At 72.4% G+C, this 26,586-nt stretch carries 28 protein-coding genes and 1 tRNA gene; 13 read left to right on the forward strand and 16 right to left on the reverse strand.

Annotated elements, in window-relative coordinates; all coding sequences use genetic code 11:
• Positions 1-37 precede the first annotated feature (37 nt).
• The 5 genes from gcvT to FHS13_RS13380 all read left to right on the forward strand — a co-directional run bounded on the left by gcvT (position 38) and on the right by FHS13_RS13380 (position 5,166).
• The gene (gene gcvT, locus FHS13_RS13360; protein WP_184292071.1) at positions 38-1,153 is read left to right on the forward strand and encodes a glycine cleavage system aminomethyltransferase GcvT; all 1,116 of its coding nucleotides are present in this window, start codon (positions 38-40) and stop codon (positions 1,151-1,153) included.
• A 149-nt stretch (positions 1,154-1,302) separates the two neighbouring features.
• The gene (gcvH, locus tag FHS13_RS13365; RefSeq protein WP_184292073.1) at positions 1,303-1,683 is read left to right on the forward strand and encodes a glycine cleavage system protein GcvH; all 381 of its coding nucleotides are present in this window, start codon (positions 1,303-1,305) and stop codon (positions 1,681-1,683) included.
• Positions 1,684-1,690: 7 nt separating this feature from the next.
• Positions 1,691-2,962: a serine hydroxymethyltransferase gene (locus FHS13_RS13370; protein ID WP_184292076.1), complete on the forward strand. Its 1,272-nt coding sequence runs from the start codon at positions 1,691-1,693 to the stop codon at positions 2,960-2,962.
• Positions 2,963-3,038: 76 nt separating this feature from the next.
• Positions 3,039-4,451 (forward strand): L-serine ammonia-lyase, encoded by a 1,413-nt coding sequence (locus FHS13_RS13375; protein ID WP_184292078.1) that lies wholly within the window; start codon positions 3,039-3,041, stop codon positions 4,449-4,451.
• Between the two features lie 79 nt (positions 4,452-4,530).
• Positions 4,531-5,166, forward strand: coding sequence for a hypothetical protein (locus FHS13_RS13380; protein ID WP_184292080.1), 636 nt, complete (start codon positions 4,531-4,533; stop codon positions 5,164-5,166).
• A gap of 137 nt (positions 5,167-5,303) precedes the next feature.
• On the opposite strand, the gene FHS13_RS13385 is transcribed toward FHS13_RS13380, so the two are convergent.
• The 7 genes from FHS13_RS13385 to purU form a co-directional block, all read right to left on the reverse strand.
• Positions 5,304-5,894, reverse strand: a complete 591-nt coding sequence (locus FHS13_RS13385; RefSeq protein ID WP_184292082.1) for an Asp23/Gls24 family envelope stress response protein — start codon at positions 5,892-5,894, stop codon at positions 5,304-5,306.
• Between the two features lie 2 nt (positions 5,895-5,896).
• Complete coding sequence (locus FHS13_RS13390) at positions 5,897-6,502, reverse strand: DUF6286 domain-containing protein (RefSeq protein ID WP_184292084.1); 606 nt, start codon at positions 6,500-6,502, stop codon at positions 5,897-5,899.
• The gene (locus tag FHS13_RS13395; RefSeq protein WP_184292086.1) at positions 6,502-6,846 is read right to left on the reverse strand and encodes an Asp23/Gls24 family envelope stress response protein; all 345 of its coding nucleotides are present in this window, start codon (positions 6,844-6,846) and stop codon (positions 6,502-6,504) included. The genes FHS13_RS13390 and FHS13_RS13395 overlap by 1 nt, the downstream gene beginning before the upstream one ends.
• Positions 6,847-6,857: 11 nt before the next feature.
• Entirely contained in the window at positions 6,858-7,031 is a 174-nt protein-coding gene (locus FHS13_RS13400; protein ID WP_221442930.1) for a hypothetical protein, read from the reverse strand.
• 30 nt (positions 7,032-7,061) lie between these two features.
• Positions 7,062-7,355 (reverse strand): hypothetical protein, encoded by a 294-nt coding sequence (locus FHS13_RS13405; RefSeq protein WP_184292088.1) that lies wholly within the window; start codon positions 7,353-7,355, stop codon positions 7,062-7,064.
• A 2-nt stretch (positions 7,356-7,357) separates the two neighbouring features.
• Entirely contained in the window at positions 7,358-7,810 is a 453-nt protein-coding gene (locus tag FHS13_RS13410) for an Asp23/Gls24 family envelope stress response protein (protein WP_184292090.1), read from the reverse strand.
• A gap of 263 nt (positions 7,811-8,073) precedes the next feature.
• Positions 8,074-8,955 carry a formyltetrahydrofolate deformylase gene (gene purU / locus FHS13_RS13415; protein ID WP_184292092.1) on the reverse strand — a complete coding sequence of 294 codons (882 nt, stop codon included), beginning with the start codon at positions 8,953-8,955 and terminating at the stop codon, positions 8,074-8,076.
• A 161-nt stretch (positions 8,956-9,116) separates the two neighbouring features.
• On the opposite strand from purU, the gene FHS13_RS13420 reads away from it, so the two are divergent.
• Positions 9,117-10,349 carry an amino acid deaminase/aldolase gene (locus FHS13_RS13420; protein WP_184292094.1) on the forward strand — a complete coding sequence of 411 codons (1,233 nt, stop codon included), beginning with the start codon at positions 9,117-9,119 and terminating at the stop codon, positions 10,347-10,349.
• A 75-nt stretch (positions 10,350-10,424) separates the two neighbouring features.
• On the opposite strand, the gene FHS13_RS13425 is transcribed toward FHS13_RS13420, so the two are convergent.
• Complete coding sequence (locus FHS13_RS13425; protein ID WP_184292160.1) at positions 10,425-10,823, reverse strand: DUF3618 domain-containing protein; 399 nt, start codon at positions 10,821-10,823, stop codon at positions 10,425-10,427.
• A gap of 17 nt (positions 10,824-10,840) precedes the next feature.
• The gene (locus FHS13_RS13430) at positions 10,841-11,962 is read right to left on the reverse strand and encodes a CDP-alcohol phosphatidyltransferase family protein (protein WP_184292096.1); all 1,122 of its coding nucleotides are present in this window, start codon (positions 11,960-11,962) and stop codon (positions 10,841-10,843) included.
• A gap of 203 nt (positions 11,963-12,165) precedes the next feature.
• Here FHS13_RS13430 and bcp point away from each other — a divergent pair, with 203 nt between their 5' ends.
• Complete coding sequence (gene bcp / locus FHS13_RS13435) at positions 12,166-12,648, forward strand: thioredoxin-dependent thiol peroxidase (protein WP_184292098.1); 483 nt, start codon at positions 12,166-12,168, stop codon at positions 12,646-12,648.
• Between the two features lie 70 nt (positions 12,649-12,718).
• Positions 12,719-12,793, forward strand: a tRNA-Leu gene (locus FHS13_RS13440).
• A 100-nt stretch (positions 12,794-12,893) separates the two neighbouring features.
• Here FHS13_RS13440 and FHS13_RS13445 read toward each other — a convergent pair.
• The 4 genes from FHS13_RS13445 to FHS13_RS13460 form a co-directional block, all read right to left on the reverse strand.
• Positions 12,894-14,048, reverse strand: a complete 1,155-nt coding sequence (locus tag FHS13_RS13445) for a serine/threonine-protein kinase (protein WP_184292100.1) — start codon at positions 14,046-14,048, stop codon at positions 12,894-12,896.
• A 340-nt stretch (positions 14,049-14,388) separates the two neighbouring features.
• The gene (locus tag FHS13_RS13450; RefSeq protein ID WP_184292102.1) at positions 14,389-15,735 is read right to left on the reverse strand and encodes a M16 family metallopeptidase; all 1,347 of its coding nucleotides are present in this window, start codon (positions 15,733-15,735) and stop codon (positions 14,389-14,391) included.
• Between the two features lie 53 nt (positions 15,736-15,788).
• Complete coding sequence (locus FHS13_RS13455; protein WP_184292104.1) at positions 15,789-17,099, reverse strand: M16 family metallopeptidase; 1,311 nt, start codon at positions 17,097-17,099, stop codon at positions 15,789-15,791.
• Between the two features lie 127 nt (positions 17,100-17,226).
• Positions 17,227-17,904: a hypothetical protein gene (locus tag FHS13_RS13460; RefSeq protein WP_184292106.1), complete on the reverse strand. Its 678-nt coding sequence runs from the start codon at positions 17,902-17,904 to the stop codon at positions 17,227-17,229.
• Between the two features lie 127 nt (positions 17,905-18,031).
• Here FHS13_RS13460 and sppA point away from each other — a divergent pair, with 127 nt between their 5' ends.
• Together sppA and FHS13_RS13470 are read left to right on the forward strand one after the other, a co-directional pair.
• Positions 18,032-19,753 carry a signal peptide peptidase SppA gene (gene sppA / locus FHS13_RS13465; RefSeq protein WP_184292108.1) on the forward strand — a complete coding sequence of 574 codons (1,722 nt, stop codon included), beginning with the start codon at positions 18,032-18,034 and terminating at the stop codon, positions 19,751-19,753.
• On the forward strand, positions 19,750-20,247 hold the full coding sequence (locus FHS13_RS13470; RefSeq protein WP_184292110.1) for a flavin reductase family protein: 498 nt from the start codon (positions 19,750-19,752) through the stop codon (positions 20,245-20,247). Before sppA ends, FHS13_RS13470 begins: the two co-directional genes overlap by 4 nt.
• 34 nt (positions 20,248-20,281) lie before the next feature.
• Here the strand turns inward: FHS13_RS13470 and FHS13_RS13475 are convergent, their stop codons facing one another.
• Positions 20,282-20,953, reverse strand: a complete 672-nt coding sequence (locus tag FHS13_RS13475; RefSeq protein WP_343065019.1) for an HAD family hydrolase — start codon at positions 20,951-20,953, stop codon at positions 20,282-20,284.
• 11 nt (positions 20,954-20,964) lie between these two features.
• Entirely contained in the window at positions 20,965-21,696 is a 732-nt protein-coding gene (locus FHS13_RS13480) for an NUDIX hydrolase (protein WP_420221026.1), read from the reverse strand.
• A 134-nt stretch (positions 21,697-21,830) separates the two neighbouring features.
• On the opposite strand from FHS13_RS13480, the gene nadA reads away from it, so the two are divergent.
• The gene (gene nadA / locus FHS13_RS13485) at positions 21,831-22,829 is read left to right on the forward strand and encodes a quinolinate synthase NadA (RefSeq protein WP_184292114.1); all 999 of its coding nucleotides are present in this window, start codon (positions 21,831-21,833) and stop codon (positions 22,827-22,829) included.
• A 116-nt stretch (positions 22,830-22,945) separates the two neighbouring features.
• Positions 22,946-24,436 (forward strand): RNA polymerase sigma factor, encoded by a 1,491-nt coding sequence (locus FHS13_RS13490; RefSeq protein WP_184292115.1) that lies wholly within the window; start codon positions 22,946-22,948, stop codon positions 24,434-24,436.
• Positions 24,437-24,463: 27 nt separating this feature from the next.
• On the opposite strand, the gene FHS13_RS13495 is transcribed toward FHS13_RS13490, so the two are convergent.
• On the reverse strand, positions 24,464-25,081 hold the full coding sequence (locus FHS13_RS13495) for a TetR family transcriptional regulator (protein WP_184292117.1): 618 nt from the start codon (positions 25,079-25,081) through the stop codon (positions 24,464-24,466).
• A 360-nt stretch (positions 25,082-25,441) separates the two neighbouring features.
• Between FHS13_RS13495 and FHS13_RS13500 the strand changes: the two genes are divergently transcribed.
• Positions 25,442-26,470: an MBL fold metallo-hydrolase gene (locus tag FHS13_RS13500; RefSeq protein WP_184292120.1), complete on the forward strand. Its 1,029-nt coding sequence runs from the start codon at positions 25,442-25,444 to the stop codon at positions 26,468-26,470.
• Positions 26,471-26,586 lie beyond the last annotated feature (116 nt).

A 26,586-nucleotide genomic window follows, 5' to 3' on the forward strand; every position in this document is an offset into this window, starting at 1 on the left:
TACGCACGACACGACGCCCATCCTCTCGGGAGTGCCCATGTCAGAGTCCGCAGCCGACCCGCGGCCCACAGCCCTGCGCGACGTCCACGAAAGAGCCGGAGCCTCCCTGGTCGACTTCGCCGGGTGGCTCATGCCCCTGCGATACGGCAGCGAGACCGCCGAGCACAAGGCCGTCCGCGAGGCCGCCGGCCTGTTCGACCTCTCCCACATGGGCGAGATCCGCCTCACCGGCCCGCAGGCCGCCGCCGCCCTCGATCACGCGGTGGTGGGCCACATGTCCAAGGTGAGGACCGGCCGGGCCCGCTACACCATGCTCACCGACGACAAGGGCGGCGTCCTCGACGACCTCATCGTCTACCGGCTGGGCGAGGAGGAGTTCCTCGTCGTGTCCAACGCGGCCAACACGGCCGTCGTCGCCGCGACCCTGGCCGAACGCGCCGCCGGCTTCGACACCGAGGTGCGCGACGAGTCCGCCGAACACGCCCTCCTGGCGCTCCAGGGACCGCGCGCCGCAGAGATCCTCGCGCCCCTCACCGACACCGACCTGGACGGCATCGGCTACTACTCGGGGCACGAGTGCACCGTCGCGGGACACCCTGTCCTGCTCGCCCGCACCGGCTACACCGGTGAGGACGGCTTCGAGATCTTTCTCCGCCCCGCGGAGGCGGCCCCCGCCCTCTGGGAGGCCCTGATGGCCGCGGGCGACCCGCACGGGCTGGTCCCCGTCGGGCTCGCGGCCCGCGACACCCTCCGCCTGGAGGCCGGCATGCCCCTGTACGGGCAGGAGCTGACCTCCGACCTCACGCCCTTCGACGCCGGCCTCGGCCGGGTGGTGAAGTTCGACAAGGAGGGCGGCTTCGTGGGCCGCGACGCCCTGGAAGAAGCAGCCCGCACCGCCCGTCCCCGCCGCCTCATCGGCCTCCTCGCGCGCGGGCGCCGCCCGCTGCGCAGGGGCCAGGACGTCCTGCGCGACGGCGAGGTCGTCGGAACCATCACCAGCGGCGCGCCCTCCCCCACCCTGGGCCGCCCCATCGCCATGGCCTACGTGGACGGCGAACTCGACACCGCGACCGGCGCGTTCTCCGTGGACGTGCGCGGCCGCAGCGAGGACGTCGACGTGGTCGAGCTGCCGTTCTACAAGCGGCAGTCGTAGCAGTACGGGCATCCCCCACGACGGGAGGCCTCCGCGCTCCGCACGGCCGGACCCCGGAACGGGGACGGCACGGCCGGGGTGCGACCGGGCGTAGGTCGGGCCGGGCGGCTGCCACAGGCGCGCGGCAGGAAACACAAAGGAGAGTCGAAGTGAGCGTTCCCACGGAGCTGGGTTACACCGCCGAACACGAGTGGGTCTCGGTCGAGGACGGGGTCGCCACCGTAGGCGTCACCGCGTTCGCCGCCGAGTCGCTCGGCGACATCGTGTACGTCGAGGCGCCGCAGGCCGGCACCGAGGTGACCTCGGGCCAACCGTGCGGCGAGATCGAGTCGACCAAGTCGGTCAGCGACCTCTACTCCCCGGTCACCGGAGAGGTCGTCGAGGTCAACGAGGTGCTCGAGAGCGCCCCCGAGACCATCAACTCCGACCCCTACGGCCTGGGCTGGCTGTTCCGGGTGCGCGTCTCCGGGGAGCCCTCCGGTCTTCTCTCCGCCCAGGAGTACACCAAGCTGACCGAAGGCGAGGACTAGGCCCCCTATGGCTACCACTGACAACACGCTCGACCGGAGTCTGAGCGAGCTGGACCCGGAGGTGTCGGCCGCGGTCGACGCGGAGCTGGCCCGCCAGCGCGACACCCTGGAGATGATCGCCTCGGAGAACTTCGCCCCCCGGGCGGTCATCGAGGCGCAGGGCACCGTCCTGACCAACAAGTACGCGGAGGGCTACCCGGGCCGCCGCTACTACGGCGGCTGCGAGCACGTCGACGTCGTCGAGCAGCTCGCCATCGACCGCGCCAAGGCGCTGTTCGGCGCCGAGCACGCGAACGTGCAGCCGCACTCCGGTGCGCAGGCCAACACGGCCGTGTACTTCGCGCTGCTGAAGCCCGGCGACACGATCCTCGGCCTGGACCTGGCCCACGGCGGCCACCTGACCCACGGCATGCGGATCAACTACTCGGGCAAGGTCCTCAACGCGGTCTCCTACCACGTGCGCGACGAGGACGGCACCGTCGACTACGACGAGGCCGAGGCCCTGGCCAAGGAGCACCGGCCCAAGCTGATCATCGCGGGCTGGTCGGCCTACCCGCGGCAGCTGGACTTCGCGCGGTTCCGCGAGATCGCCGACTCCGTCGACGCCCTGCTCATGGTCGACATGGCGCATTTCGCGGGTCTGGTCGCGGCGGGGCTGCACCCGAACCCCGTGCCGTTCGCCGACGTGGTCACCACCACCACGCACAAGACCCTGGGCGGCCCCCGCGGCGGCCTGATCCTCACCAAGGCCGCCCTGGCCAAGAAGATCAACTCCGCGGTGTTCCCCGGCATGCAGGGCGGCCCGCTGGAGCACGTGATCGCGGCCAAGGCCGTGGCGCTGAAGGTGGCGGCGGGCGAGGAGTTCGCCGACCGCCAGCGCCGCACCCTGTCCGGCGCCAAACTGCTCGCCGAGCGCCTGACCCGCCCGGACATGACCGAGGTGGGTGTCAAGGTGCTCTCCGGCGGGACGGACGTGCACCTGGTCCTGGTCGACCTGGTGAACTCCGAGCTCAACGGCCAGGACGCCGAGGACCGCCTGCACTCCATCGGCATCACGGTCAACCGCAACGCGGTGCCCAACGACCCGCGTCCGCCGATGGTGACGTCGGGTCTGCGGATCGGCACGCCGGCGCTGGCCACCCGCGGGTTCGGCGACGAGGACTTCGCCGAGGTCGCCGACATCATCGCCGCCGCGCTCAAGCCCGAGTTCGACGCCGAGTCGCTGCGCGGCCGCGTCCGGGTGCTGACCGAGAAGTACCCGCTCTACACCGGCCTGTAGAGACCGGGGCCGTGCGGGGCACCGCGCCCCGCACGGCCCGCTTTTCCCGGCCCTGTGCTCAACGAGGAGGACAGCCATGGCCATCAGCGTGTTCGACCTGTTCAAGATCGGCATCGGACCTTCCAGCTCGCACACCGTCGGCCCCATGAAGGCCGCGCGCACGTTCGCGGCCGGACTGCGCGAGGAGGGCCGGATCGGCGCCGCGGCCCGGGTACGGGCCGAGCTGTACGGATCCCTGGCGCTCACCGGCAAGGGGCACGGGAGCGACCGCGCCGTGATCCTGGGGCTGATGGGGCACACACCCGAGCACGTCGACGTGGACGCGGTACCCGCGCTGGTCGACCGGGTGCGCGAGGAGCGCCGTCTGCGCCTGGGCGGGCCGGAGGGGCCCTGGGTGGCCTTCGATCCGGCCGAGGACGTGGACTTCCGCCGCAAGGAGAGCCTTCCGGGCCACCCCAACGGCATGCGCTTCACCGCCCTGGACGCCTCCGGCCATGAACTGGCGGCGAAGGTGTACTACTCCGTCGGAGGCGGGTTCGTCGTCGACGAGAAGGCCGCCGGCAGCGACCGCGTCAAGGCCGACGACACCGAGCTGCCCCACCCCTTCGGTTCCGCCGAGGAGCTGCTGGAGCTGTGCTCGCGGACGGGGATGTCGATCAGCGCGCTGATGTTCGCCAACGAGCAGGCCTTCGGCCGCTCCCCCGAGCAGATCCGCGCGGGCCTGCTGGAGATCTGGTCGGCGATGCGCCTGTGCGTGCGCCGCGGCGTCACCACCGAGGGCACGCTGCCCGGCGGTCTGAAGGTGCCCCGGCGGGCGCACCGCCTGTACCGGCAGCTGGGCGGCAACTGCGACGAGTCGGGCCTGCTCGCACCGACCGCCCCCGATCCCGACCCGATGCGCGGCAGCGACTGGATCACCCTGTACGCACTGGCCGTGAACGAGGAGAACGCCGCGGGCGGCCGCGTGGTGACCGCTCCGACCAACGGCGCCGCCGGCATCGTGCCCGCCGTGCTGCACTACTACCTGCACTTCAGCCCGGGCGCGGGCGACGAGGGCGTGGTCCGCTTCCTGCTGACCGCAGGCGCGATCGGCATGCTCTTCAAGCAGAACGCGTCGATCTCGGGCGCCGAGGTGGGCTGCCAGGGCGAGGTGGGCTCGGCCTCCTCGATGGCCGCCGCCGGCCTGGCCGAGGTGCTGGGCGGCACCCCCGCCCAGGTGGAGAACGCCGCCGAGATCGCCATGGAGCACAACCTGGGGCTGACCTGCGACCCGATCGGCGGCCTGGTCCAGGTGCCGTGCATCGAGCGCAACGCCCTGGCCTCGGTCAAGGCCATCAGCGCCGTCCGCATCGCCCTGCGCGGCGACGGCAGCCACTTCGTGTCCCTGGACGAGGTCATCAGGACCATGAGGGACACCGGGCGCGACATGCACGACAAGTACAAGGAGACCAGCCGCGGCGGCCTCGCCGTCAACGTCATCGAGTGCTGAGCCGGTTCCGGGGCCGAACCGGGACCGTGTCCGCCGCGTCGTACGGAGGAGAACATTCTCCGCCCGGGAGGCGTGTCACGTGGAATTGCACGAGCGCTACGCACAGCTCCACAGCGGGATCCGGTTCGCCATCGACACCATCGACGATGCGTACCCCCTCCCGCGCCCTTTGCGCCAGGAGCTCCAGGAATGGGTGCTCTCCAGATGGGAGGAAGCACGCCACAACATCGACTGGTGCGACAACAGGCGGGACCTGCTCCAGGTGACCAGCGGCCTCACGGAACTGGCCCGGTCGTACAAGGAACTGCGCAAGAACCTGTTCTCCGACCTCCATCATTTCGGCCCCGAACCCCCGTGGCGGCAGGTCAACAGACGGCTTGCGGTCAGGCTTCCGCTGGGTGTTCACCACGGGAACTCCGCGTACTACGTCCTCCGGAGGAACGGTACGCACCGGTGGAAGTTCTGCGTCCACGGCAGCACCCGGTCCGAGAACGGGGAGTACGAGAGCACCCTCCGGGAGTTCGAGGTCGAACTCTCCGGCCATTCCTGCCGCATCCCCGACGAACTCGAGGGCGACCCGGTGCTGGCCCAGCTCTTCTACGGCCTGGCCCTGATGACCGGCACGCACCACTACATGCGCACGCTCAGGGACGAGGTCGTCATGGAGGCCGAGCGCATCACCCGCTCCGAGAAGGACGACGACACCTGGGAGTGAGGCCCCCGCGGCCGCTGCGGCCTCGCAGCGAACACCGTCCGGCCCCGAGGCCCGCGCCCAGGTGGCCGTGCGGAAGGCGCGCAGGGCCGTCCGGCGCCGAGGCCCGCGCGGGCGGAGAAGGGCGGTCGGCACCGTGCTCAGAGCAGCGTGCGTCGCGGAGGGCCGGTGCGGGCCGCCATGGACATCCGCACCACCGCGGGGATCCGGTCGGTCTCCAGGGCCCGGCCCAGATCGGCCAGCGCCTCGGAGCGGATCCGGCGCCACACGGCGGCGACGTCGGCGTCGCCGTCCAGGAGCAGGGCCATCCGCAGGTGCGGCTCCTCGCAGGACTCGGTCAGGCGTGCGCCCACCCGGCGCACACCCGGGTAGGCGGCGACCTGCCGCTCCAGGGCGCTGCGCGCGACGCTCTCGGCGATCTCCACCCGGCCGGAGGGGGAGCGCTCCAGCACGAGGCCGCCGAGGGCGTCGCCGGTCCCCTGGACCAGGAGCCAGCGCAGGGAGAGGAACCCGGCGAGGAGGAACGCGGCCATCGCCGCATAGGGCACCCAGCGGCGCGCGAGCACCTCGGCGGCCGCGTCGGACAGGAGCGGTGTACCGGCCGTCCCCGGGCCGAGCAGGCCCGCCCCGGCGGCGAGCGCCGCCAGACCGGCCGCGAGCAGCAGTGTCCCCACGGCCGTGAGGCCGACCCGGTTGACGCGGGCCGCCCGGCGCGCCCTGCCGCGCGCCACGGTCAGTCCTCCGCGTACCGGACGTGGGTGGAGATGCGCAGGCTGCGCAGCGGGGCCAGTTCGGTCAGGCGGCGCTCGACGGCCGCGGTCACCTCGGCGGGCAGGCCCTCCGCCTCGCGCAGGCAGGTGCGGACGTGCAGCCGGATCCGGTTGCCCCGCACCGCCACGGCCACGCCGTCGACCCCGCTGATCTCCCGCGCCGCGGTGGCCACCGCCCGGCGCAGGGCCGGTCGGGTCAGACCCACCACCAGGGCGGGATCGTCGGTGCGCAGCGGGATCCAGCGGCTCTGCCCCGGTGTGAGTGCCACCGCGATCAGCGCCAGCCCGATCAGCGCCAGTACCGCCGACGCGATCCGCACCGAGGGCTGCGACCAGGTCGTGCTCTGCGCGTAGGCGGCGGCGGGGCGGACCGGGATCAGCCCGAGCGGGCTGCCGGCCAGCGCCGAGACGACCTCCGCCGCGGCGACGACCGCCACGACCAGGACCGTGAACCCGGTGATCACGGCGGGCCAGGACCGGCGGGGCCGGAAGGTGTGGACCGCCACCCGCCTTGCCCTGCGGTCCGCCCCCGTGTCCGGGCGTCCGAGTGCCTCTTCCACAGTGGTCATCAGCGCACCAACTCCACGATCTCGATGTCGATGTGGTGGACCCTCTTCCCCGTCGTCCGCTCCACCCGGTCCCTGACGTGCCCGCGGACGCGCCGTGCGGTCTCGCGCACCGGCTGCGGGTAGCGGACGGCGATCCTCAGCCTCAGCAGGACCGCGTCGCCGCTCACCTTGGCGCGTACGGCGCGCGAACGCACCGCGCCCGCGCCGGGGACCTCGCACACCGCCCGGGCCGCGGTCCTCTCGACCACGCGGGCCCCGATCTCGGTGCGCCCGCCCGGGTCGCGTACCGCGTGCTCCTCGGGAAGTGGTGTTCCACCCTGCCGGGGAACCGTCCGCGTCCTCACCCGCACCCGCCTCAGACCGAGCGCCGCGAGAACATCGCGCCCAGGTCCAGCTCGCCCTCCATCGCCCGGCCCGCGACGAAACCGGCCAGGCCCAGGAAGAGGACGAGACCGAAGGCCACGAACCCGCCGAAGGCGCCCGCGAGCCCCAGTACCGTTCCGAAAGCCAGTCCCACGACGGGCCACACGATTCCTCCCTCCTCCCGGTCCGGCCCCCGTCAGCCGAGACCGGCGATCACGTCCTCCACCGACACGTGGACGGTGCGTCCTCCCGCCAGGGGCAGCAGTCCCTGCCTCACCTCGGCGGCGATCCTCGGCAGCGGCCGGCCGAAGCGGACGACGACGCCGACCTCGACGCTGTCGCCGCGCACCGCGACGCCGTCGACCCGGCCCCCGGGCACCGGCGTGGCGAGCGTCCCGAAACTCCCCGACGAGAGCGACACCACGTCGGGGAACCGGACGGCCTCGCGCGCCAGCCTGCGGGCGACCTCCTCCGTGTCCTCGGCGGACACCGCTACCGCACCCCGGGGTCGGGGCCGGGGTCCTCGGCGGTGCCGTCGCCGGGCAGGTGGATGTCGCACACCCTGATGTTGATCTCGGTGACCTCGAGGCCGGTCATACGTTCCACCGCGTCGGTGACGTTGCGCCGGACGGCCGCGGCCACGTCCTGGATGGAACTGCCGTACTCCACGACCAGGTCGAGGTCGACGGCCGCCTGGCGCTCCCCCACCTCGACGCCCACACCGCGTGCGGGCACGGGGCGAGCTCCCCTGACGGCGCCGGCGGACCCTGCGGCGCCGCTGCCCAGTGCGTGGACCCCGCCGATCTCGCCCGCGGCCATCCCGGCGATCTTCGCCACCACGCCGTCCGCGATGCGGAGGTGTCCGTCCTCCCCGGCAAGGCCCGTCCCGTTCCGCTCCGCCTCGCGGGCGCCCGGAACCCGGATCTCGGTCCTGATGTCCGACACCGCTCCCCCCTCAGGGCGTGTTCGGTCCGGAATGCTCACACCGAAACCTCCCCTTTTCCGCCCCGTCGCGTATCCCACGAAGTTTCGAACTGGATCACACCATATACATACAGTGGGTAATCAACAAAGCACCTGAGGTGACTGTTCGCAGGCCGAAAAAGGTATCGGCACCCCGGATTCTGCCCCGGGTCTCATCCCGAAACCCTCGTGGCGGGCAAAAACAGAGGGGGCGCCCGAAGGCGCCCCCGTCGCGGACCCGGCTGTCAGTCGAAGACCACCGTCTTGCCCCCGTTGAGCAGGACCCGGCGCTGGGCGTGCCAGTTGACCGCGCGGGCCAGCGCCACCGACTCCAGGTCGCGGCCGATCGCGGTGAGCTGCTCCGGGCTGTGGGTGTGGTCGACCCGGGACACCTCCTGCTCGATGATGGGTCCCTCGTCGAGGTCCGCCGTGACGTAGTGGGCGGTGGCGCCGATGAGCTTGACGCCGCGCGCGTGCGCCTGGTGGTAGGGGCGCGCACCCTTGAAGCTCGGCAGGAAGGAGTGGTGGATGTTGATGATCCGCCCGGACATCTTGGCGCACAGCTGCTCGGAGAGCACCTGCATGTAGCGCGCCAGGACGATCAGGTCGACGTCGTAGGAGTCGACCAGCTCCAGCAGCCGCGCCTCCTGCTCCGTCTTCGTCTCGGGGGTGACCGGCAGGTGGTGGAAGTCGACACCGTAGGAGTCGGCCAGGAACTCCAGGTCGGGGTGGTTGGAGACCACGGCGGCGATGTCGATGTCCAGCAGGCCGCTGCGCTGGCGGTAGAGCAGGTCGTTGAGGCAGTGTCCGAACTTGGACACCATCACTAGCATGCGCGGGCGCACGTCGCGCGGGTTGAGGGTCCACTCCACGTAGGAGTCCCCGCTGCCGACACCGGCCGCGAGGGCGGCGAAGGCCCCGCGCAGATCCTCCTCGCCGGCGGCGCCGCCGGCGCCCTGCTCGGCGACGAACTGCATGCGCAGGAAGAAGCGCCCGGTGTAGTGGTCGCCGTACTGCTGACTCTCGGTGATGTTGCAACCGTGGTCCGACAGCAGGTTGGCCACCGCCGCGACGATGCCCCGGCTGTCGGGGCACGAAAGGGTCAGGACGTACTCGCGCTCGCTCATGAAGGAAACCGCTCCCCGGGTGTGCAGGCCGTGACCCATCAGGATATCGCCACCTCAGAGGCGACACAGGCGCTTTCACTCCTCCGCGGCCGCGTTCTCCGCCACAGCAGAGCCGCACGGCAGAATATGAAAATGATTCATGTTCTGGCATCCTCGGGGGCATGACACGCCTGCGTGAGACGTACGAGGCCGCCACGCGCGGACTCCAGGCCCCCTTCGCCATGGTCGACCTGGCCGCCTTCCGCGCCAACGCCGCCGACCTCGTCCGGCGCGCGCACGGCAAACCCGTCCGGGTCGCCAGCAAGTCCGTGCGCTGCCGCGAGCTCCTGCGCACCGTCCTGGCCATGCCGGGCTATGCCGGGATCATGGCCTTCACCCTGCCCGAGGCACTGTGGCTGGCCGCCGACGACGGTTCCGGGCCCCTGAGCGACGACATCCTCGTCGCCTACCCCACCGCCGACACCGACGCCCTGCTGCGACTGGCCTCCGACCCCGACGCCGCCGACACCGTCACCCTCGTGGTGGACGACACCGCCCACCTCGACATGATCAGCGGGGCCGTCGCCGCCGCCCGCCGCGCGGGGACCGGCCACGACCGGCCCGTACGCGTGTGCCTGGACATCGACACCAGCTGGCAGCCCCTGGGCCCGCGCCTGCGCATCGGCAGCTACCGCTCCCCCGTGCGCACCCCGCGCCAGGCCGCCGAGCTGGCCCGCGCCGTCACCGCCCGCCCCGAGCTGCGGCTCGAGGGCGTCATGGCCTACGAGGGGCAGATCGCCGGTGTGGGCGACGCCCCCCGGGGCCGCCCGCTCTACGGCCGCCTGCTGCGCACCGTCCAGCACCGCTCCGCCCTGGAGCTGGCCAGGCGCCGCGCCGCCGTCGTCGACGCCGTCCGCCAGGTCGCCGACCTGCGCTTCGTCAACGGAGGCGGCACCGGGAGCCTGCACACCACCGGCCGGGAGAGGGCCGTGACCGAGCTCGCCGCGGGTTCGGGGCTCTACCACCCGCACCTGTTCGACGACTACCGCGCCTTCGAGGGCCGGCCCGCGGCCCTGTTCGCCCTGCCCGTCGTGCGCCGCCCTGCCCGCGGGGTGGCCACGGCCCTGGGCGGCGGCTACCCCGCCTCGGGTCCGGCCGACCCCCTGCGCCTCCCCGTGCCCCACCTGCCCTCCGGTCTCTCCTACAGCACCAACGAGGGCGCAGGAGAGGTGCAGACCCCGCTCCTGGGCGCCGCCGCCGACGGACTGGCGGTCGGCGACCGCGTGTGGATGCGCCACGCCAAGGCGGGCGAGCTGTGCGAGCGCTTCACCACCCTGCACCTGATCGACTCCGACACCGGCGAGTACGCCGGTGCCGTCCCCACCTACCGCGGCGAGGGCCGGGCGTTCCTCTGAGCCCCGCGCAAGGAGAAGGGGCCCGTGCGCATCGCACAGGCCCCGCTGCTCCCGACCCCCGCCCGCCCTCGCGGCTCAGCTCCGCCTGCGGCGTACGGCCCAGGCCACCACGCCCACGGTGACGGCCATGCCGAGACCTACCGCCAGGGCGATCACCTCGGGGGGAAGGCGGCGGCGCGACTGGTAGGTGCTGACGACCTCCTCGTCGCCCTTGAGGAGGACGCTGCCCTCCTCGGGCTCGACCAGGTGGCTCTCCACACGCACCGCGTTGCCGCCGATCACCAGGGCCCTGGCCTCCTCGACCAGACGGGTGCCGTGGTCGCGGGCCTGCTCCAGCCGGCGCCGGGCGATGTTGGCGGGCCTGGCCTCCTCGAGCAGACGGTCGATGGTCTCCGCCAGCCGCCGCTGCTCCTCGTTGATCTCGGCCTCGAGCTCGGCCGGGGTCTGGCGCGGTCCGGTGTCGCTTCCCGTCATCAGGGCTGCCTCTCTCACTAGAGCAAGGTTGTCCGAGGCCCCGTGTCCGAGCCGGTGTCCCGGCTCTCCTCCTCCGCGCCGTCGGACGGACCGGAGAACCTCAAAGCGCCGTCGATTCCGTCGACCACACGGAAGAAGTCCCGCGTGGACAACCACAGTTTATAGATGATGGCGATCTCGAAGGCGAGGAGCAAAACGCCCGCCCCGGCGGTGATCCAGACAATGAGGGCCGGTGCCCCCAGGGCCGCCGCGACCAGCGGAGCGATCACGAACACCACCATCTGGAACTCGATACCGCTCATCAGGTGGGTGCGCACCCGACGCGCGTTGAGCGCCGACCAGAACCGCTGGTACCACGGGAAACGCGTCCGGAACTCCTGGTGCAGGTCCACCTTGGGCAGAGTCAGGTCCGGCTGCTTGCCGGCCGTGCGCTGGTTGCGGTTCTCCCGCTCGGTCTGGCTCCGCAGGATCTGCTCGAGCACCGCGATGCCGTGCCGCAGCACCGCCTGCTCGCCGCCGTCGCTCATCGTGCGCCCACCCCCGCCGGTGGCCGCCCGCGTCTCGTCCTCCTCGGGCTCCAGCATGGTCAGCGTCGCCCGCGCCCGTTCGAGGGCCGCCGCCAGGTGCGAGCGCATCTCGCGACGCACCTTGTAGACCTGGAGCGCGTTGAGGTAGCGCAGCATGTCCAGGAACACCACGGCCAGGGCCAGCCACACGAACCACACCGGGTTGGCGCCGGAGTCGGCCTCCCGCGCCACCACGTACTGGCCGCCCATGAGCGTCACCGCGCACACCAGCACACGGAAGCGGTCGGAGACGTAGTCCATCCACGAGCCGAACAGCGACTCCGAACCGGTCAGCCTGGCCAGCTTGCCGTCGGTGCAGTCCACGAGGAAGCACAGGTAGTACAGCAGTGCGCCCAGCAGGAGGAAATGTCGGTAGCCCAGCGCGAAGCAGACCGCCGCGCCCAGCCCCAGGAAGAGGGCCAGCACCGTCAGCTGGTTGGGCGTGACGCGGGTCCGGTTCGCCAGAAGGCGCACGAGCCGGACCGCGAGTGGGTCCACGAGATAGACCGTCCACCAGGAGTCGCGCTCCTTCAGTGTGCGGGTCCGTACCTCGTCGAGTGTGAATCCAGGCATCGGCGCCAATACTCCCAACCGGCCGTCATGAGTGCGGTCCACAATAGGTGATACAAGTGCTGGTCGATCCCGGCAGGGTGAACCGAACCGGAATCGCAACCGGGGGCCCGCCTCCGTCACCCGGTCCCCGCGGGCTCGTTAGTGTGTCCGAGGAAGCCATCGGGGGTGCCCGCACCCCCTACCGCCAGCAGAGAGGAACACCCGTGAGCGACCCGGTCCGTCTGGAGCCCGGAGACACGGCTCCCGACTTCACCCTCGCGGACGCCGACGGCAACCCCGTCACCCTGGGCAAGGTCCTCGCCGACACCGGCAAGAGCGTGGTCCTGTACTTCTACCCTGCCGCGATGACCCCCGGGTGCACGACCCAGGCCTGCGACTTCCGCGACAACCTGCGCGAGTTCGACACCGCCGGGTTCACCGTCATCGGCATCTCCCCCGACGAACCGGCCAAGCTCGCCCGGTTCCGGGAGAAGGAGGGCCTGACCTTCACCCTGCTCGGCGACCCCGGCAAGGAGACCCTGCGCGCCTACGGCGCCTTCGGGGAGAAGAAGAACTACGGCCGCGTCGTGCAGGGCGTCATCCGCTCCACCGTGATCGTCGGCGCCGACGGGAAGGTCCGGCGGGCCTTCTACAACGTGAAGGCCACCGGGCACGTCGACCGGATCAAGAGGGAGCTCGGCGTCTGACAGCGCCCGGCGCCCTGGGGAGGCGGGGCCGCCCGCGCCCCCGGTACAGTGGTCCCCACGGGAGGTACCGGGGGCCGTAGTCCAATCGGCAGGAGACGCCAGCTTTAGGTGCTGTACAGTGCGGGTTCGAGTCCCGCCGGCCCTACTCGGCCAGTGAGACCCGTGTCGGAAGGCGCGCGGACCGAGGTCCGCGCGCCTTCCGCGTGCCTGCGGGAACACGGCGCGGGCACGCCCCGACCGGTCGGCTACCTGCCCAGCAGCGCCCACATCATGAGGGCCAGCAGCACCAGGACGCCGAGGGCGACCGCCGCCGCCACCGCGACCTTGGCCGTGCTGGTCCCCTCCGCGTGCTTTCCCGAGCTGGTCAGACCCAGGTTGTCGGTGGACTCGCGCAGCGAGCTCATGAACGCGTTCATCGCCTCGGGGCTGTTGCGCAACCGGTCGCTGATGCTCTCCGCCAGCGCGCGCCCGCCCGCCTTGAAGTGCTCGCGGGCCGTCTCCAGGGGGTCGGCCGATTCCTCCTCGGCCCCCTCCGCGGCCTCGGACCCGCCCCGCAGGGCACTCGCCGGCCACGGGGCCAGCGCGGCGATCCTCAACATCTTGGTGGCGTTCTCCGCGCTCAGCCGCTCCGTGGGCTCCACCCGCAGCAGGCCGGCCAGCACGGGGGCCAGCGGTCCGGCCTTGGCGGCCTCCGCCGGCTCCTCCAGCGGCTCCTGGCGCAGGATCTTGATGTAGCCCTTGCGGTCGTAGGGCGGATGGCCCTCCACCGCCGCGTACAGGGTGGCGCCGAGGGACCACAGGTCCGACTCTGGCCCGACCGGCCCGGCCTTGGCCCGCTCCGGCGGGATGTAGGCGGGCGAGCCGATGATGCGCCCCGAGGCGCTCAGCGCGGACTCACCGTTCCAGGCGGCCAGGCCGAAGTCGGTGAGGACCACGCGGCCGTTGCGGCTGATCATCACGTTGTCGGGCTTGACGTCGCGGTGGACGATGCCCTCGTTGTGCGCGACCTTGAGCGCGTCGATGAGCTGGAGCCCGATCTCGGCCACCCGCTGGTAGGGCAGCGGGCCGCCGACCTTGATGATCTCCTCCAGGGTGGAGGCCTCCACCAGCTCCATCACGATCCAGGGGCGGCCGTCCTCGTCGACCACGTCCAGGACGGCCACCAGGCCGGGATGGGTGAGGCGCCCGGCGACGCGCGCCTCGCGCGTGGTGCGCTGCAGCAGGGCCTCACGCTCGGAACTGCTCAGATCGGCGGGCAGCCGGAGCTCCTTGACCGCGACCTCGCGGCCGATGACCAGGTCGACGGCGCGCCAGACGGTGCCCACACCGCCCCGGGCGATCTCCGAGACAAGCTGGTACCGCCCTTTCAGCAATCGGCCCTCAGGAGCGGGATCGGCCATACCGGTCACCTCCGAAGACGCGGAAGCGCTCGAGGCCTCGGGCCGCTGTGTATGGGGATTCTCTAGGGAGGACACGGTTATCCACGGTTCCATTCACCGGCCATGGTGGCCTCCTGCGGAGCATTGCGGTCGCTGTCACCACGTAGGTGCACGGATCACTCGTTATATCAGCATGACGCCGAGTTCCAGCTGATGGTTGCCACAACACCGACACATAGGTCCGTTTTTGTTATGTCCGTCAGAACCCGTGTCCTCGGTGACGCGCCCCTGCCATCAGCTCCGACGAGGAGACGCGCGTGCAGATGTGATGCATCTGCACGCGCATCGGTTCACTCCTCGTTCACGACCAGAGCTCGTCGGGGGTGCGCACCTCGACCGGGCCGACCCCGGTGTCGGCGAGCGGGCCGCGCAGGCGCCCGGCGTCGCCGACCACGACCACCACCGCCTCCTCCGGGTGCAGGTACTCGACGGCGGCGCTGTCGAGCGCCTCCTTGGTGAGCCGCTCGTAGCCGGCCCGGACGCGGTCGACGTGGTCGTCGGGCAGGTCGTGGACGACCATGTCGACCAGGGCCCCCGCGATGGAGCGCGCGGTCGAGTAGCTGACCGGCAGGCCCACCGTGTTGGCCTCGCGCACCGCGGCCAGCTCCTCCTCCGTCACCCCGGAGTCGCGCAGCTCGGCCGCCTGCTCCAGGGACGAGGTGACCGAGTGCGCCGTGGTGTCCGCCTCGACCTGGGTGGACATGAAGAACACCCCGCTGTCCCGGCGCAGGTCGAAGCGGGAGCCGGCCCCGTAGGTGTAGCCCAGGCGCTCGCGCAGCTCCAGGTTGAGGCGGGAGGTGAACATACCGCCGAACACCTCGCTGATGCCCTCGGCCCGGGGCAGGTCGACCTGCGAGCGGGAGGGGGCGCGGTGGGCGATGACCAGGGCCGACTGCACCGATCCCGGCCGGTCCACGATGAGCACGCGGGGCAGCTCCCCGGGCGGCGGGGCGGGCTCGGAGATCTCGCGCTCGGGCGCGGGCGCGGCGTCGCCGAACACGGTCTTGCCCAGCTCGACCAGGTCGACGCGGCTCAGGTCGCCCACCACCACGAGGGTTCCGGCGACGGAGGCGATGCGCTCAGCGTGGAAGGCCGCGACGGTCTCGGGGGTGATGTCGGCCAGACGCACCGGTCCGCCCGCGAGCGGCGTGGCGTAGCGGCCGGTGAACAGCTGGCCGCCCAGACTGCGCATGGCCAGGGTGCCGGCCGAGGCCGCCTCGAGCCAGAAGCGCTCCAGGAGCTGGCTGCGGCGGCCGACGATGTCGTCGGGCTTCAGGGCGGGGCGGCGCACCGCGTCGGTGAAGAGGCCGACGGCCTCGCCCAGACGCCCGGCGGGGGCGTCCAGACCGGTGATGAAGCCGTCCCAGCTGACACGGGACACCCACTCCGCCCCGTATCGCTCCAGGGCGGGCGCCAGGGAGCTGCCGCCCCCGGGGCCGTCCTCGAGGACCTCACTGGTCAGCGCGCTGACGCCCATGGCGTCCAGCGGCTCGACGGCACCGCCGAAGGGGTGCACGAGGCGGAGGGAGACGAGGTGCTGTCCGGGGACGTCGACGGCGACGACGGTGCCGCCGCCGACGGTGATCCGCCGGGGCTTGGGAAAGGTGTAGGACGTCGGGGTACCGAGTTCCGGACGGGTCTGCGACATGCTCGGCTCTTTCTGAGGCTTGCGGTGGAAGTCTGGTCGGTGCGCGGGCCGGGTCAGGCGCCGGCCGTCTCCTGGTCCCCGGCGGCCGGGTCGAAGCGCACGACGAGCAGGTTGCCGTCGACGAGCAGGCGCTCGGCGGCGGCGCGCACCTCCTCCGCGGTGATGCCCTCCCACCGGCGCGGCCAGGTCAGGGCCAGTTCCGGGTCGTCGAACAGCTGCGTGCAGCTGCTGATCGCGTCGGCCAGGCCGGCCGGGCCGGCGATCGACTGCAGGTGCTCGCGCTCCAGGACGGCGCGGGCCCGCTCCAGCTCCTCCTCACCGATGCCGTCGGCGAGCTTGGCGATCTCCTCGCGGACGGCGGCCTCCAGGGTGTCGCCGTCGACGCCCTCCCGGGCGAGCATGTTCACCAGGAGCAGGCTGTCGGTGTAGCGGAACGGCAGGATGTCGGCGGCCGATCCGCCGTCGTCGGCCGCGATGGGCCGGTCCACGACCAGGGCGCGGTACAGGCGGCTGCCCTGGCCCTGGCCCAGAACCGCCGAGGCCAGGTGCATGACGTCGAAGCCGCGCTCGCCGTAGGCCGGCACGCGGAAACCGATGAACACCCCCGGCGCCGGAACGGTCTCGGCGACCTGGTCGCGGACCGGGCCGCCCAGCGGCTCGGGGAGCGCGGCGTCGGGGACCTCCGGGACGTCCTCGCGGGCCGGGATGTGGCCGAAGTACTTGTCGACGCGGGCCCGGACGTCCTCGGGGTCGAGGTTGCTGACGACCGTGAGGACGCAGTTGTCTGGGCCGTAGTGGGCCTTGTGGAAGGACTTGACGTAGTCCAGGTCCGCGGCGTCCAGATCGGCCATCGAGCCGATGGTCGGGTGGTGGTAGGGGTGGCCCTCGGGGTAGGCCAGGCGCAGGATGCGCTCCAGGGCCGTGCCGTAGGGCTGGTTGTCGTAGCGCTGGCGGCGCTCGTTCTTGACCACGTCGCGCTGGTTGTCCAGCACCTCCTGGGTCATGCCGTCGCGCAGGGTGGCCAGGCGGTCCGCCTCCAGCCACAGGACGCGGTCCAGGGCGTGCTCGGGGACCGTCTCGTAGTAGTTCGTGCGGTCGGTGGAGGTGGAGGCGTTGATGTCGCCGCCCAGCCGCTCGATCTCCTCGAAGTGCTCGCCCTTGGCCACGTTGCCGCTGCCCTGGAACATCAGGTGCTCGAAGAGGTGCGCGAAGCCCGTACGGCCGGGCACCTCGTGGCGGGACCCCACTCCGTACCACAGATTCACGGCGGCGACCTGGCCCGTGGAGGCGGGCGCGGTCACCACGCGCAACCCGTTCTCCAGCGTGTACCGAACCAACTGCCCCGCCGCTCCGATGCCGGTCAAGTGCTGCACCCCGTTTCGCGCTGTCACATGGATCCTCGTCACCGTTCGGGACGGTGACGATACGACCCTACGGCCTCAGGGCGCCGCGGGTACACCCGAACGGGCAGACGGGGGGCGGGGGCGGGGCCTACCTCTCGTAACCCGAGGTGTCCATGGAGAGGGCGATCTCGTCGTAGACGGCGCTGTACTGGGAGTCGACCGACCACACGTAGAGCAGGACGTCGCTGATCGGCAGGAACCACATGCGCACCTCGAACCTGTCGTCGTTGGCGCACGTCACCTCCCACACCGAGTGGTGCGACTTGAGGCCGTCGGCGTGCTGGGTGAAGTCGGCGACCTTCAGGTCCGCCCCCGAGACGCCGATGCCGCCGGAGGCCGCGGTGTTGAGACTGCGGCAGCTACCGGTGTCGGCGCCCCAGCCGTCCTCCTTGTTGAAGGCGTCGCCCTTCTTGGGCCACTCCCCCGGGTTGCGGGTCGAGGCCTGGGGCGTGAGCTGGACCGACCCGTAGCCGCAGGCGTCCTGACCGGGCGGGCTGACGCACAGGGTGCCGCCCTCGTTCTGCACCTGCCACCCCTCGGGGACCTCGATGCTCACGCCCTCGATCTCCTGGGCGGCGTACTCCCCGGGGTCGGGGGGCTCGATACCGGGCATCACACCGCTCTCGCCGCGCTCCAGTGTGATCTCCGCGCCCTCGGAACCGCCGCCCGAGCAGGCCGCAAGCGCCAACAGGGACGCGGTCGCGGCCGCCGCCCCCGCGGCGCGCACTCCGCGCGCCCGTCCGCCTCGCCCGTGGATGCCCGCCATGGTGTCCTCTCAACCGTGCGCCTCAGAACTGAGAAGACCTTAGCGCCCCTGACCGCCGTGCGCGCACGGCGGCGGGGCCCGGACCCGGCGGCCCGCGGGGCGCGGCCCCGGCGACTACCCTGGGCCCATGGTGGACCTCGCGAAGATCACGCAGCCCTTGTCCCTCGCCCGCCTCGGCCAACGCTCCCGGGGGCCCGTCGTCCTGGAGCTGGACCTCACGGAGGGGGTCGCCGACGAGGCTCCGGGAGACCCGATCGCCCAGCTCGTCAACCGCCGCAAGCAGCACCACCTCGAGCTCGTGGAGGGCATCCGCCGGGGCGCCCGCGATCCGCGGGTGGCCGCTCTCCTGGTGCGGGTGGACACCCGCACGCTCGGTTTCGCCAAGGTGCAGGAGCTGCGCGACTGCGTCGCCGACTTCCGCGCCGCCGGCAAGACCGCGGTGGCCTGGGCCGACTCCTTCGGTGAGAGCGGGGAGGGCAACCTCTCCCACTACCTGGCGTGCGCGTTCGACCGGATCGCGATGGCACCCACCGGGGTGCTCGGCCTGACGGGCCTGAAGCTCAAGGGGACCTTCGTCAAGGGGGCCCTGGACAAGCTCGGCGTGGGCTACGAGGTCGGCCGCCGCCACGAGTACAAGAGCGCGCTCAACGGCGTCACCGAGACCGGCTTCACCGACGCCCACCGCGAGGTCTCCGAGTCGATCGTCTCCTCCCTGGGCGACCAGCTGGTCGAGGCCGTCGCGCAGGCGCGCGGCCTGTCCGAGGAGCGGGTCCGGGAGCTGGTGTCGCAGGGGCCTTTCATGGCGGGGGAGGCCGTGGAGCACGGCCTGGTGGACCGGTTGGCCTACCGCGACGAGATCTACGCCGACCTGCTGGCCGAGGTCCGCGGCGAGCGCGGCCGCGAACCGGAACTGCTGTTCGTCACCCGCTACCACCGCAGGCACACCCCGACGCAGCTTCCGCTGCCGGGCAGCGGCGCGAGCTGCATCGCGCTGATCTCGGCCACCGGGACGATCAGCACGGGCCGCACCCGCCGCTCCCCGCTGGGCGGCGGCACGGTCATGGGCTCGGACACGGTGTGCGCCGCCTTCCGGGCCGCCCGGCGGGACCCGGACGTCAAGGCGGTGGTGTTCCGGGTGGACAGCCGGGGCGGTTCCCCGACCGCCTCCGACGCCATCCGCCGCGAGGCGGAGCTGACCAGCAGGGCGGGCAAGCCCGTGGTCGCGGTGATGGGCGACGTCGCCGGCTCCGGCGGCTACTACGTCACCTTGGGCGCGGACGCGATCGTGGCCCAGCCGGGCACGCTGACCGGCTCCATCGGGGTGATCACGGGCAAGCCGGTGCTCGGCCCGCTGCTGGAGCGGTACGGGGTGACCAGCGACGCGGTGAGCACCGGCCCGCACGCCGGCATGTTCGACCTCGAGCGCCCCTTCAGCGAGTCGGAGTGGGAGCGGGTCAACGCCCTGCTGGACGAGGTCTACGGCGACTTCACCGCCAAGGTCGCACGGGCCCGCTCGATGACCCCCGAGCAGGTGCACGAGGTCGCCCGCGGCCGGGTGTGGACCGGCCGGGAGGCGCACGAACGCGGCCTGGTGGACGCCCTCGGCGGGCTGGAGACCGCGGTGCGCATCGCCCGGGACAAGGCCGGGGCCGGAGCCCTGCCGCTGCGGTCCTTCCCGCGCCGGGGCGCGCTGGACGGCCTGCGCGCGCACGAGTCGAGCGAGGACCTGGCCGCCTCGGGGCCGCAGAGCTCGCTGTCGGCCTGGGGTCCGCTGGAGGGTGCGGCACTGGCCCTGGGCCTGCCCCTGGGCGGCCCGCTGTCCATGCCGGGCGCGTGGGAGGTCCGATGACCTCCGACCCCCTGGCAGGGCAGTACCTGGACGCGATGTCGATGGTGGCCACCGGCGTGACCGTGGTGACCGTCGCCGACGGCCGCGACGACGTCGGGGCGACCGTCAGCGCGTTCGGCTCGGTGTCGGCCGACCCGCCGATCGTCTCGGTCAGCGTGGGGATCGACGGCTACATGGCCGAGGTGATCGAGGAGGTCGGCGCGTTCGCGGTGAGCGTGCTGGGGAGCGGCCAGCGCGTCCTGGCGGGCCGCTTCTCCGCCGAGGGCCGGCCGAGCGCGCGCCTGCTGGTGTCGGGGCAGCCCCACCACCGGGGCGAGGGAACGCGGGCCATCGTCCTGGACGACGCCCTGGCCGCGCTGGAGTGCTCGGTGCGCAGGCGCGTCGACGTGGGCGACCACGCGGTGTTCTTCGCCGACGTCACCGGCTTTCCCGAGGTGCGCGGCGAGGGCTCGCCCCTGGTCCGCTGGGCCGGCCGCTACTCCTCGCTGCCCTGACGCGGTTCCCGGCGCGCCCGCCCGCGCGCCGGGTTCAGGCCCGCGCCGCGGCCCACTCGGCGACCTGGAGCAGGTCGTCCAGGACCGCGTCGGCCCGCGCCGCCTCGGGGGAGGCCGAGTGGCGGTAGCCGTAGATGCCGCGGCGCAGCAGCACCGCGCGCATCCCGGCGGCGCGCGCGGGCAGGACGTCGTTGTCGACGCGGTCGCCCACGTAGAGGATCTCGCCGGGTCCGATACCGGGGGTGGTCTCCCCCGCCAGCTCCAGCACGCGGTCGAAGAACTCCGGCAGGGGCTTGTGCACGCCCCAGACGTCGGAGATGCCGATGCCGTCGACGCCCAGTTCCATGGCCTCCAGGGCGGGCCCGGCCTCGGGCGGCTGGTTCCCGGCGATGATCAGGGACAGGCCACTCTCGCGCATCGCCCGGAAGGCGGGCCTGACGTCGGGGTACAGGTCCGCCTCGCCGAAGTGCTCGCGTTCGCCGTCGGGCTCCTCCTCGAGCCAGCGCGCGCTCTCGGCCTCCAGGTCGAAGCCCGGGACCAGGAGCCGGAAGCCGTCGGTGAGGGTTCCGCCGGAGGCGATGACACCGCCGATGGTGCCGAAGAACGCCATGTGCGGAATCCCGAAGCGGTCCGCCCAGCGCTCGAAGATCCGCGTCTCGTCGACGAGCGTCTCGCCGACGTCGAACACCACAGTACGAATAGCCACGGGGTGGGAGTCTACAAGGACGTGCTCGGGGGCCGGAGGACGGCGAAGGCGTCGGTGATCTGCAGGGTGCGCTCGCGGAAGCTGAAAAGTGCGGCGGGGCGCCCGCCCGAGCGCCCCGAGGGCACGCAGCGCCCCGTGTCCTCGATCTGGCCGCGGCGCAGGAGCACCCGGCGCAGGTTGGTGGCGGCGACGTCGTGCCCCAGGGCGGCGCGGTAGTAGCCCGACAGCTCCGACATGGTGAACTCGGGCGGTGCCAGGGCGAAGCCCACGTTGGTGTAGCTGAGCTTGGCGCGCAGCCGCTGCCGGCCCGAGTGCACGATGGCGGCGTGGTCGAAGGCCATCGGCGGCAGGTCGGCGGCGGGGTGCCAGCCGGTGTCGTCGGGCACGACGGGGTCGACGTGGGCGGGGACGAGCCCGAGGTAGGCGGTGGCCAGGGTGCGCCGCCGCGGGTCACGCCCGGGATCGCTGCGGGTCTCCAGCTGCTCCAGGTGTGACAGATCTCGCACGTCGACCTTCTGGGCGAGTTGGCGCCGGATGGACGCGCCGAGGCTCTCGTCCGCGCGCAGGCGTCCGCCCGGCAGGGACCAGCACCCCTCGTGGGGCGGGAGAGCACGTTTCCACAGCAGGACGCACAGTTCGGAGTCGCGGATCTGGAGGACGACGGCGAGCGCCTCGTGGGCCGCCCGGCCCGAGGTGTCCTCCGCTTCCCGCGCCGCTCGTCCGTTTGCTTCCGAAATATCCACCCTGTCCCTTCCGTTCTCCGACATGTTAAGCTGCACCAGGTTTGTGCCTGTCAGACAAAAACTAGCTGGCCCGCACCGACCGACCCAGGCCCGGCTCATACGCCGCGCCCACAGCCTCGAGGAAGTAGTTGGACATGGCACCGGTCACCGCCACTGCAGACACCATGACCAGGCAGGAATGGGCCGAGGAGGTCCGCCGCCTGGCGAAGGAGCGCGACGCTGTCATCCTCGCGCACAACTACCAGCGCCCGGAAATCCAGGACGTGGCGCACCACACCGGTGACTCCCTCGCCCTGTCCCGCCTGGCCGCCAACGTGGACGCGAGCACCATCGTCTTCTGCGGTGTGCACTTCATGGCCGAGACCGCCAAGATCCTGGCCCCCGAGAAGACCGTCCTGCTGCCCGACCCCGAGGCCGGCTGCTCCCTCGCCGACACCATCACCGCCGAGCAGCTGCGCGCCTGGAAGGCCGAGCACCCCGACGCGGTCGTCGTCGCCTACGTGAACACCACCGCGGCGGTCAAGGCCGAGACCGACATCTGCTGCACCTCCTCCAACGCCGCCGACGTCATCCGCTCCATCCCCGAGGACCGGGAGATCCTCTTCCTCCCCGACCAGTTCCTGGGCGCCCACGTCAGACGCGTCACCGGCCGCGACAACATCCACGTCTGGATGGGCGAGTGCCACGTGCACGCGGGCATCGACGGCCACACCCTGCGCCAGAGGGTGGAGTCCGAGCCCGACGCCGAGGTCTACGTCCACCCCGAGTGCGGCTGCGCCACCTCGGCCCTCTACCTCGTGGGCAGCGGCGCGGTCCCCGAGGAGCGGGTGAAGGTCCTCTCCACCGGCGGCATGCTCACCGCCGCCGAGCAGACCTCCGCCAAGAAGGTCCTCATCGCGACCGAGACCGGCATGCTGCACCAGCTGCGCAACGCCAACCCGGACACGGTGTTCGAGGCGGTCAACTCGCGCGCCGAGTGCCACTACATGAAGATGATCGACGCCGACAAGCTGCTGAACTCCCTGCGGTACGGCACCACCGAGATCACCGTTCCCGGGGAGACCGCCGATCGCGCGCGCCGGTCGGTGGAGCGCATGATCGCGATCGGCTCTCCCTCGCGCGGCGGTGAGTGAGACCGGCCGGCGAGCTCGGGGTAACAAAAGTCTTACCTTGAAGCCATAGCTGGCGGAATCTTCCGCGCCCCCGGATCTCCCCCCACTAGCGTCGGCACGACATGGGGGGAGATTTCATGACCGGAGGTAGCAAAAGACGCGAGGCGGACGGCGCGGAGGCCGTGGCGGAGCTCTACGACGCCTTCGCCCCGTCCCTGTACCGGTACGCCTGGTCCCTTCTCGGCGACGAAGGGGACCGGGCCGCCGACGCGGTGCACGACGGGCTGGTGGCCGGGGTCGCCCTGGCCGGCTTCCCCGCCGATCCCGCGGACCGGGGCCCCCGGCTGTACGCGATGGTCCGCGCGGCGTGCCGGCAGCTGGGCCTCGCACGCTCCTGCCCCTACACCCGGCTGGCCGTCGTTCCCGCCGAGGAGCCGACCGCACTCATGCTCTCCCGGGTCCCGGCCGGCCACCGCGAACTGCTCGAGCTCCGCCTGCGCCACGCCCTGCCCGTCTCCGCCGTCTCCCGCGTGCTCGGCCTGGACACCCGGGTCTGCGGTGAGCTGGTCCGGTCGGCCGTGCGGCGCGCCGCCGACAACCTCCCCGGCGCGGAGGAGGCGCCGCGCGCTCCCTCCGGCGCGGAGGAGGCCCCGGGGACGGAACCCCCGGCGGGCCCGAGCCTGCGCGTCCGCACCCGTGAGGTCTCCGCCGCCCTGGAGCTGCTGACGCCTCCCGGGCCCCCGCCGGGGCTGCGCGAGCGCGTCGTGCGCACCTGTACCGCCCCGGAGTCGGCCGCCGAGCGGGAGCGGATCGTCCGGGGGATGCAGCCCCTCACCCCCGAGGGCTACCCGCAGCACCGTGTGGAAGCGCCGGGCAGGCAGGTCCGCGCGGAAGGGCCCGCACCTGCGGAGAGGCGTCCCGAGCCACCGCCCCGGATCCTGCCCCGGGACCGGGTCACCACCCGCGACGTCCCCGACCGGGGGGAGATCCGCGCGCCGCTGCCCGGTCCGGGAGCGGGGTCCGGCCGGGATCGGGACCGGGACGGCCGGAGGCGCAGGTTGCTTCCCGCCGCCTCCGGCCTGGCCACCGCGGCGGTCGCGGTCGCGCTGTGGTCCTGGGCTGCGGCCACGGAGCCCCCTCCCGCCGTGGTCGGTGCGGGCCCCTCCGGCACAGGCCCCTCCGTCACGGCGGCGCCGGAGGCCCCGACCTCCTCCTCCGGACCCGAGCTCGAGGCCGAGGCCGCACCGTTCGCCCCGCAGTCCGACCCCGGCCGGGAGGGAGCGGTGGCGGAAGAGGGCACGCGGGAGGACGCCCCCGTCCCCGAGGAACCCGCCCCCTCGGGGGAGATCCCGGACCAGGAGGCGGGTGCCCCCGCCGAGGAGGAGCCGCCCGCGCCCGCCGGCCCCCGGCCTGGGAACGACGGCGATCCCGGCAGCGGCAGCGCCCCCGGAGGCGGTGGCGTTCCCGGAGGCGGTGGCGTTCCCGGAGACGGTGGCGTTCCCGGAGACGGCAGTGCCCCCGGGGACGACAGCGCCCCCGGGGACGGAACCGGCGAGGGGTCCGACGACGGGGGCGAGAGGAAAGGGTTGCTCAGCGGGCTCGTGGGCCTGCTCCTGGGCGGTGGCTGACGCCCGGGGGAAAGACCTGCGGGGCGGTCAGAAGGAGGCGAGGAGGCGGTCCGCGGTCGTCCTCAGGCGCCGCTCCACCTCGTCCATGTCGCGCCGGCCCCGGAGGACCTCGGTGAGCTCGAAGATCCACACGCTGGTGAGCGCTCCGGCCAGGACGTACTCGGTGCTCCCGCGGTCGATGCCGCTCCCGTCGGCCTCCTCGACCCCGACCTGGGCCAGGGAGTCGGTGGCCACCCGCCACACCAGGTCGGTGATACGGGTGTCCAGCTCGATCGTGACCTCCGCCATGACCAGGGACCGCACCAGGGCGTCGGCCAGCTCGGGCTCGCGCATGAGGCCCAGGGTGGCGCGCAGCAGGACGTCGACGGCACGGCCCGCGGCGGTGTCGGCCGTGGGCGGGCGTCGGACGATTCCGCTCTCGAGGAGATCCAGCTCCTCGGTGACCACGGCCACGACCAGGTCCATCTTCGAGGGGAAGTAGCGGTAGAGGGTGCCCAGGGCCACGCCGGCGCGCTCGGCGACCGAGCGCATCTGCATGGCCTCGACACCTCCGCGCACGGCCAGCGCGGCGGCCGTCTGCACGATGCGCCTGCGGCGCTGGGTCTGGGATCGCGACATCGTTCCGGTCGGCGCCTGCACGGCCACAGGATCTCTCCCACTCGTCGTCGGGCCGCGTACCGTCCACCTGCCGCGGCTCTGGGGGATTGTCAGGGATCGGGCCCGGAGTTCACAGCGAACGCCGGTTTTGCGAGAACACGTTATCCAACAGCCCTCCCGCGACGCAGCGCATCGGCCCATGATCCTCACCTCATTTGCTGACGTGGCACAACAGCGAACGGAGAATCAGGAGCCTTCCGGCATATCCTTCCAGACTGATGAGAATCAGTTCTATTTTACTCTCGAGCGGGACTTTCGCCCCTTCGCCCCACACCCCGGACACTCCCCGGGGGAGGACCCCCACCTAGAATAGAATCCCGTTCTGTTTCTGGCGAGAGGTCACCCCCCATGCCCGACACTCCCCCGGTCGAGAACCTCGGCGACGGGATCTGGAGCCTCCCGGTGCCCATCCCCGACAACCCTCTCGGATCCACCCTCGTCTACCTCGTGGCCGGATCCTCCGGCCCCGTCCTCGTCGACACCGGCTGGAACCACGACGACGCGTGGGACGCACTCGCCAAGGGCATCGAGCACACCGGCCATTCGGTCGGGGACGTCCGCGGCGCCGTCGTCACCCACTTCCACCCCGACCACCTCGGGCTGGCCGACCGCCTGCGCGAGGCCTCCGGCGCCTGGATCGCCATGCACCCCGCCGACACCGCCGCCGTCGAGGCCCTCGCCGCCCGGAACCCGGCAGGGCGGCGGGAGGACATCGCCCTCCAGCTCCGCCGCGCCGGCTTTCCCGAGGAGGAGGTGGGCCTGCTCTCCGCCGACCCGCTCCTGCCCGTCCCCTCGACCGCGGCCGACATCACCCTGGCCGACGGGGACCGCGTCGACCTGCCCGGACGCGACCTGCGCGCCGTCTGGACCCCCGGCCACACCCCCGGCCACCTGTGCCTCCACCTGGGCGACAGCGGCCACCTCTTCACCGGCGACCACGTCCTGCCCCGCATCACCCCGCACGTGGGACAGTTCCCCCTGACCTCGCCGGAGGGCGACCCGCTGGGCGACTTCCTGGCCTCGCAGAAGGGCATCGCCGACCTGCCCGGCGCCGACGCCCTGGTGTGCCTGCCCTCGCACGAGACCCGCTTCTCCGGCCTGACCGAGCGCGCGCGGGAGATCACCGACCACCACGAGAAGCGCCTGGAGGAACTGCTCGCCCTCCTCGCGGAGCGACCGCTCACCCTGTGGGAGGCCTCCTCCCGGCTCACCTGGCGCCGCCCCTGGGACGCCATGCGGCCCCGCTCCCGGCACATGGCCGCGTCCGAGACGGCAGCCCACCTGAGGCTCCTGGAGGAGCGCGGCCGCATCCGCCGCACCGGACCCGAGACACTCCCGCGCTGGGGCGCTGTCCGCATCGCGAAGGGGCACGAATAGGATTCCCCTACCACAAGGCCCGGCAGCGCCTCCGGACGCAACTGCCGAGTAACATATGAGGCGCCCGTGCCCGTCACCGGCACATACGCGCGCCCGTGTCGGCGGTGGCCACCCCG

This window comes from Nocardiopsis algeriensis, from assembly GCF_014203695.1.
Classification (GTDB): Bacteria; Actinomycetota; Actinomycetes; order Streptosporangiales; family Streptosporangiaceae; genus Nocardiopsis; species Nocardiopsis algeriensis.

Coding starts and splice junctions, on each gene's coding strand:
- gcvT (WP_184292071.1), top strand. CDS start 38: ATGTCAGAGTCCGCAGCCGACCCGCGGCCCACAGCCCTGCGCGACGTC.
- FHS13_RS13370 (WP_184292076.1), top strand. CDS start 1,691: ATGGCTACCACTGACAACACGCTCGACCGGAGTCTGAGCGAGCTGGAC.
- FHS13_RS13375 (WP_184292078.1), top strand. CDS start 3,039: ATGGCCATCAGCGTGTTCGACCTGTTCAAGATCGGCATCGGACCTTCC.
- FHS13_RS13390 (WP_184292084.1), bottom strand. CDS start 6,502: ATGACCACTGTGGAAGAGGCACTCGGACGCCCGGACACGGGGGCGGAC.
- purU (WP_184292092.1), bottom strand. CDS start 8,955: ATGAGCGAGCGCGAGTACGTCCTGACCCTTTCGTGCCCCGACAGCCGG.
- FHS13_RS13420 (WP_184292094.1), top strand. CDS start 9,117: ATGACACGCCTGCGTGAGACGTACGAGGCCGCCACGCGCGGACTCCAG.
- FHS13_RS13425 (WP_184292160.1), bottom strand. CDS start 10,823: ATGACGGGAAGCGACACCGGACCGCGCCAGACCCCGGCCGAGCTCGAG.
- FHS13_RS13430 (WP_184292096.1), bottom strand. CDS start 11,962: ATGCCTGGATTCACACTCGACGAGGTACGGACCCGCACACTGAAGGAG.
- FHS13_RS13445 (WP_184292100.1), bottom strand. CDS start 14,048: ATGGCCGATCCCGCTCCTGAGGGCCGATTGCTGAAAGGGCGGTACCAG.
- FHS13_RS13450 (WP_184292102.1), bottom strand. CDS start 15,735: ATGTCGCAGACCCGTCCGGAACTCGGTACCCCGACGTCCTACACCTTT.
- FHS13_RS13460 (WP_184292106.1), bottom strand. CDS start 17,904: ATGGCGGGCATCCACGGGCGAGGCGGACGGGCGCGCGGAGTGCGCGCC.
- sppA (WP_184292108.1), top strand. CDS start 18,032: ATGGTGGACCTCGCGAAGATCACGCAGCCCTTGTCCCTCGCCCGCCTC.
- FHS13_RS13470 (WP_184292110.1), top strand. CDS start 19,750: ATGACCTCCGACCCCCTGGCAGGGCAGTACCTGGACGCGATGTCGATG.
- nadA (WP_184292114.1), top strand. CDS start 21,831: ATGGCACCGGTCACCGCCACTGCAGACACCATGACCAGGCAGGAATGG.
- FHS13_RS13490 (WP_184292115.1), top strand. CDS start 22,946: ATGACCGGAGGTAGCAAAAGACGCGAGGCGGACGGCGCGGAGGCCGTG.
- FHS13_RS13500 (WP_184292120.1), top strand. CDS start 25,442: ATGCCCGACACTCCCCCGGTCGAGAACCTCGGCGACGGGATCTGGAGC.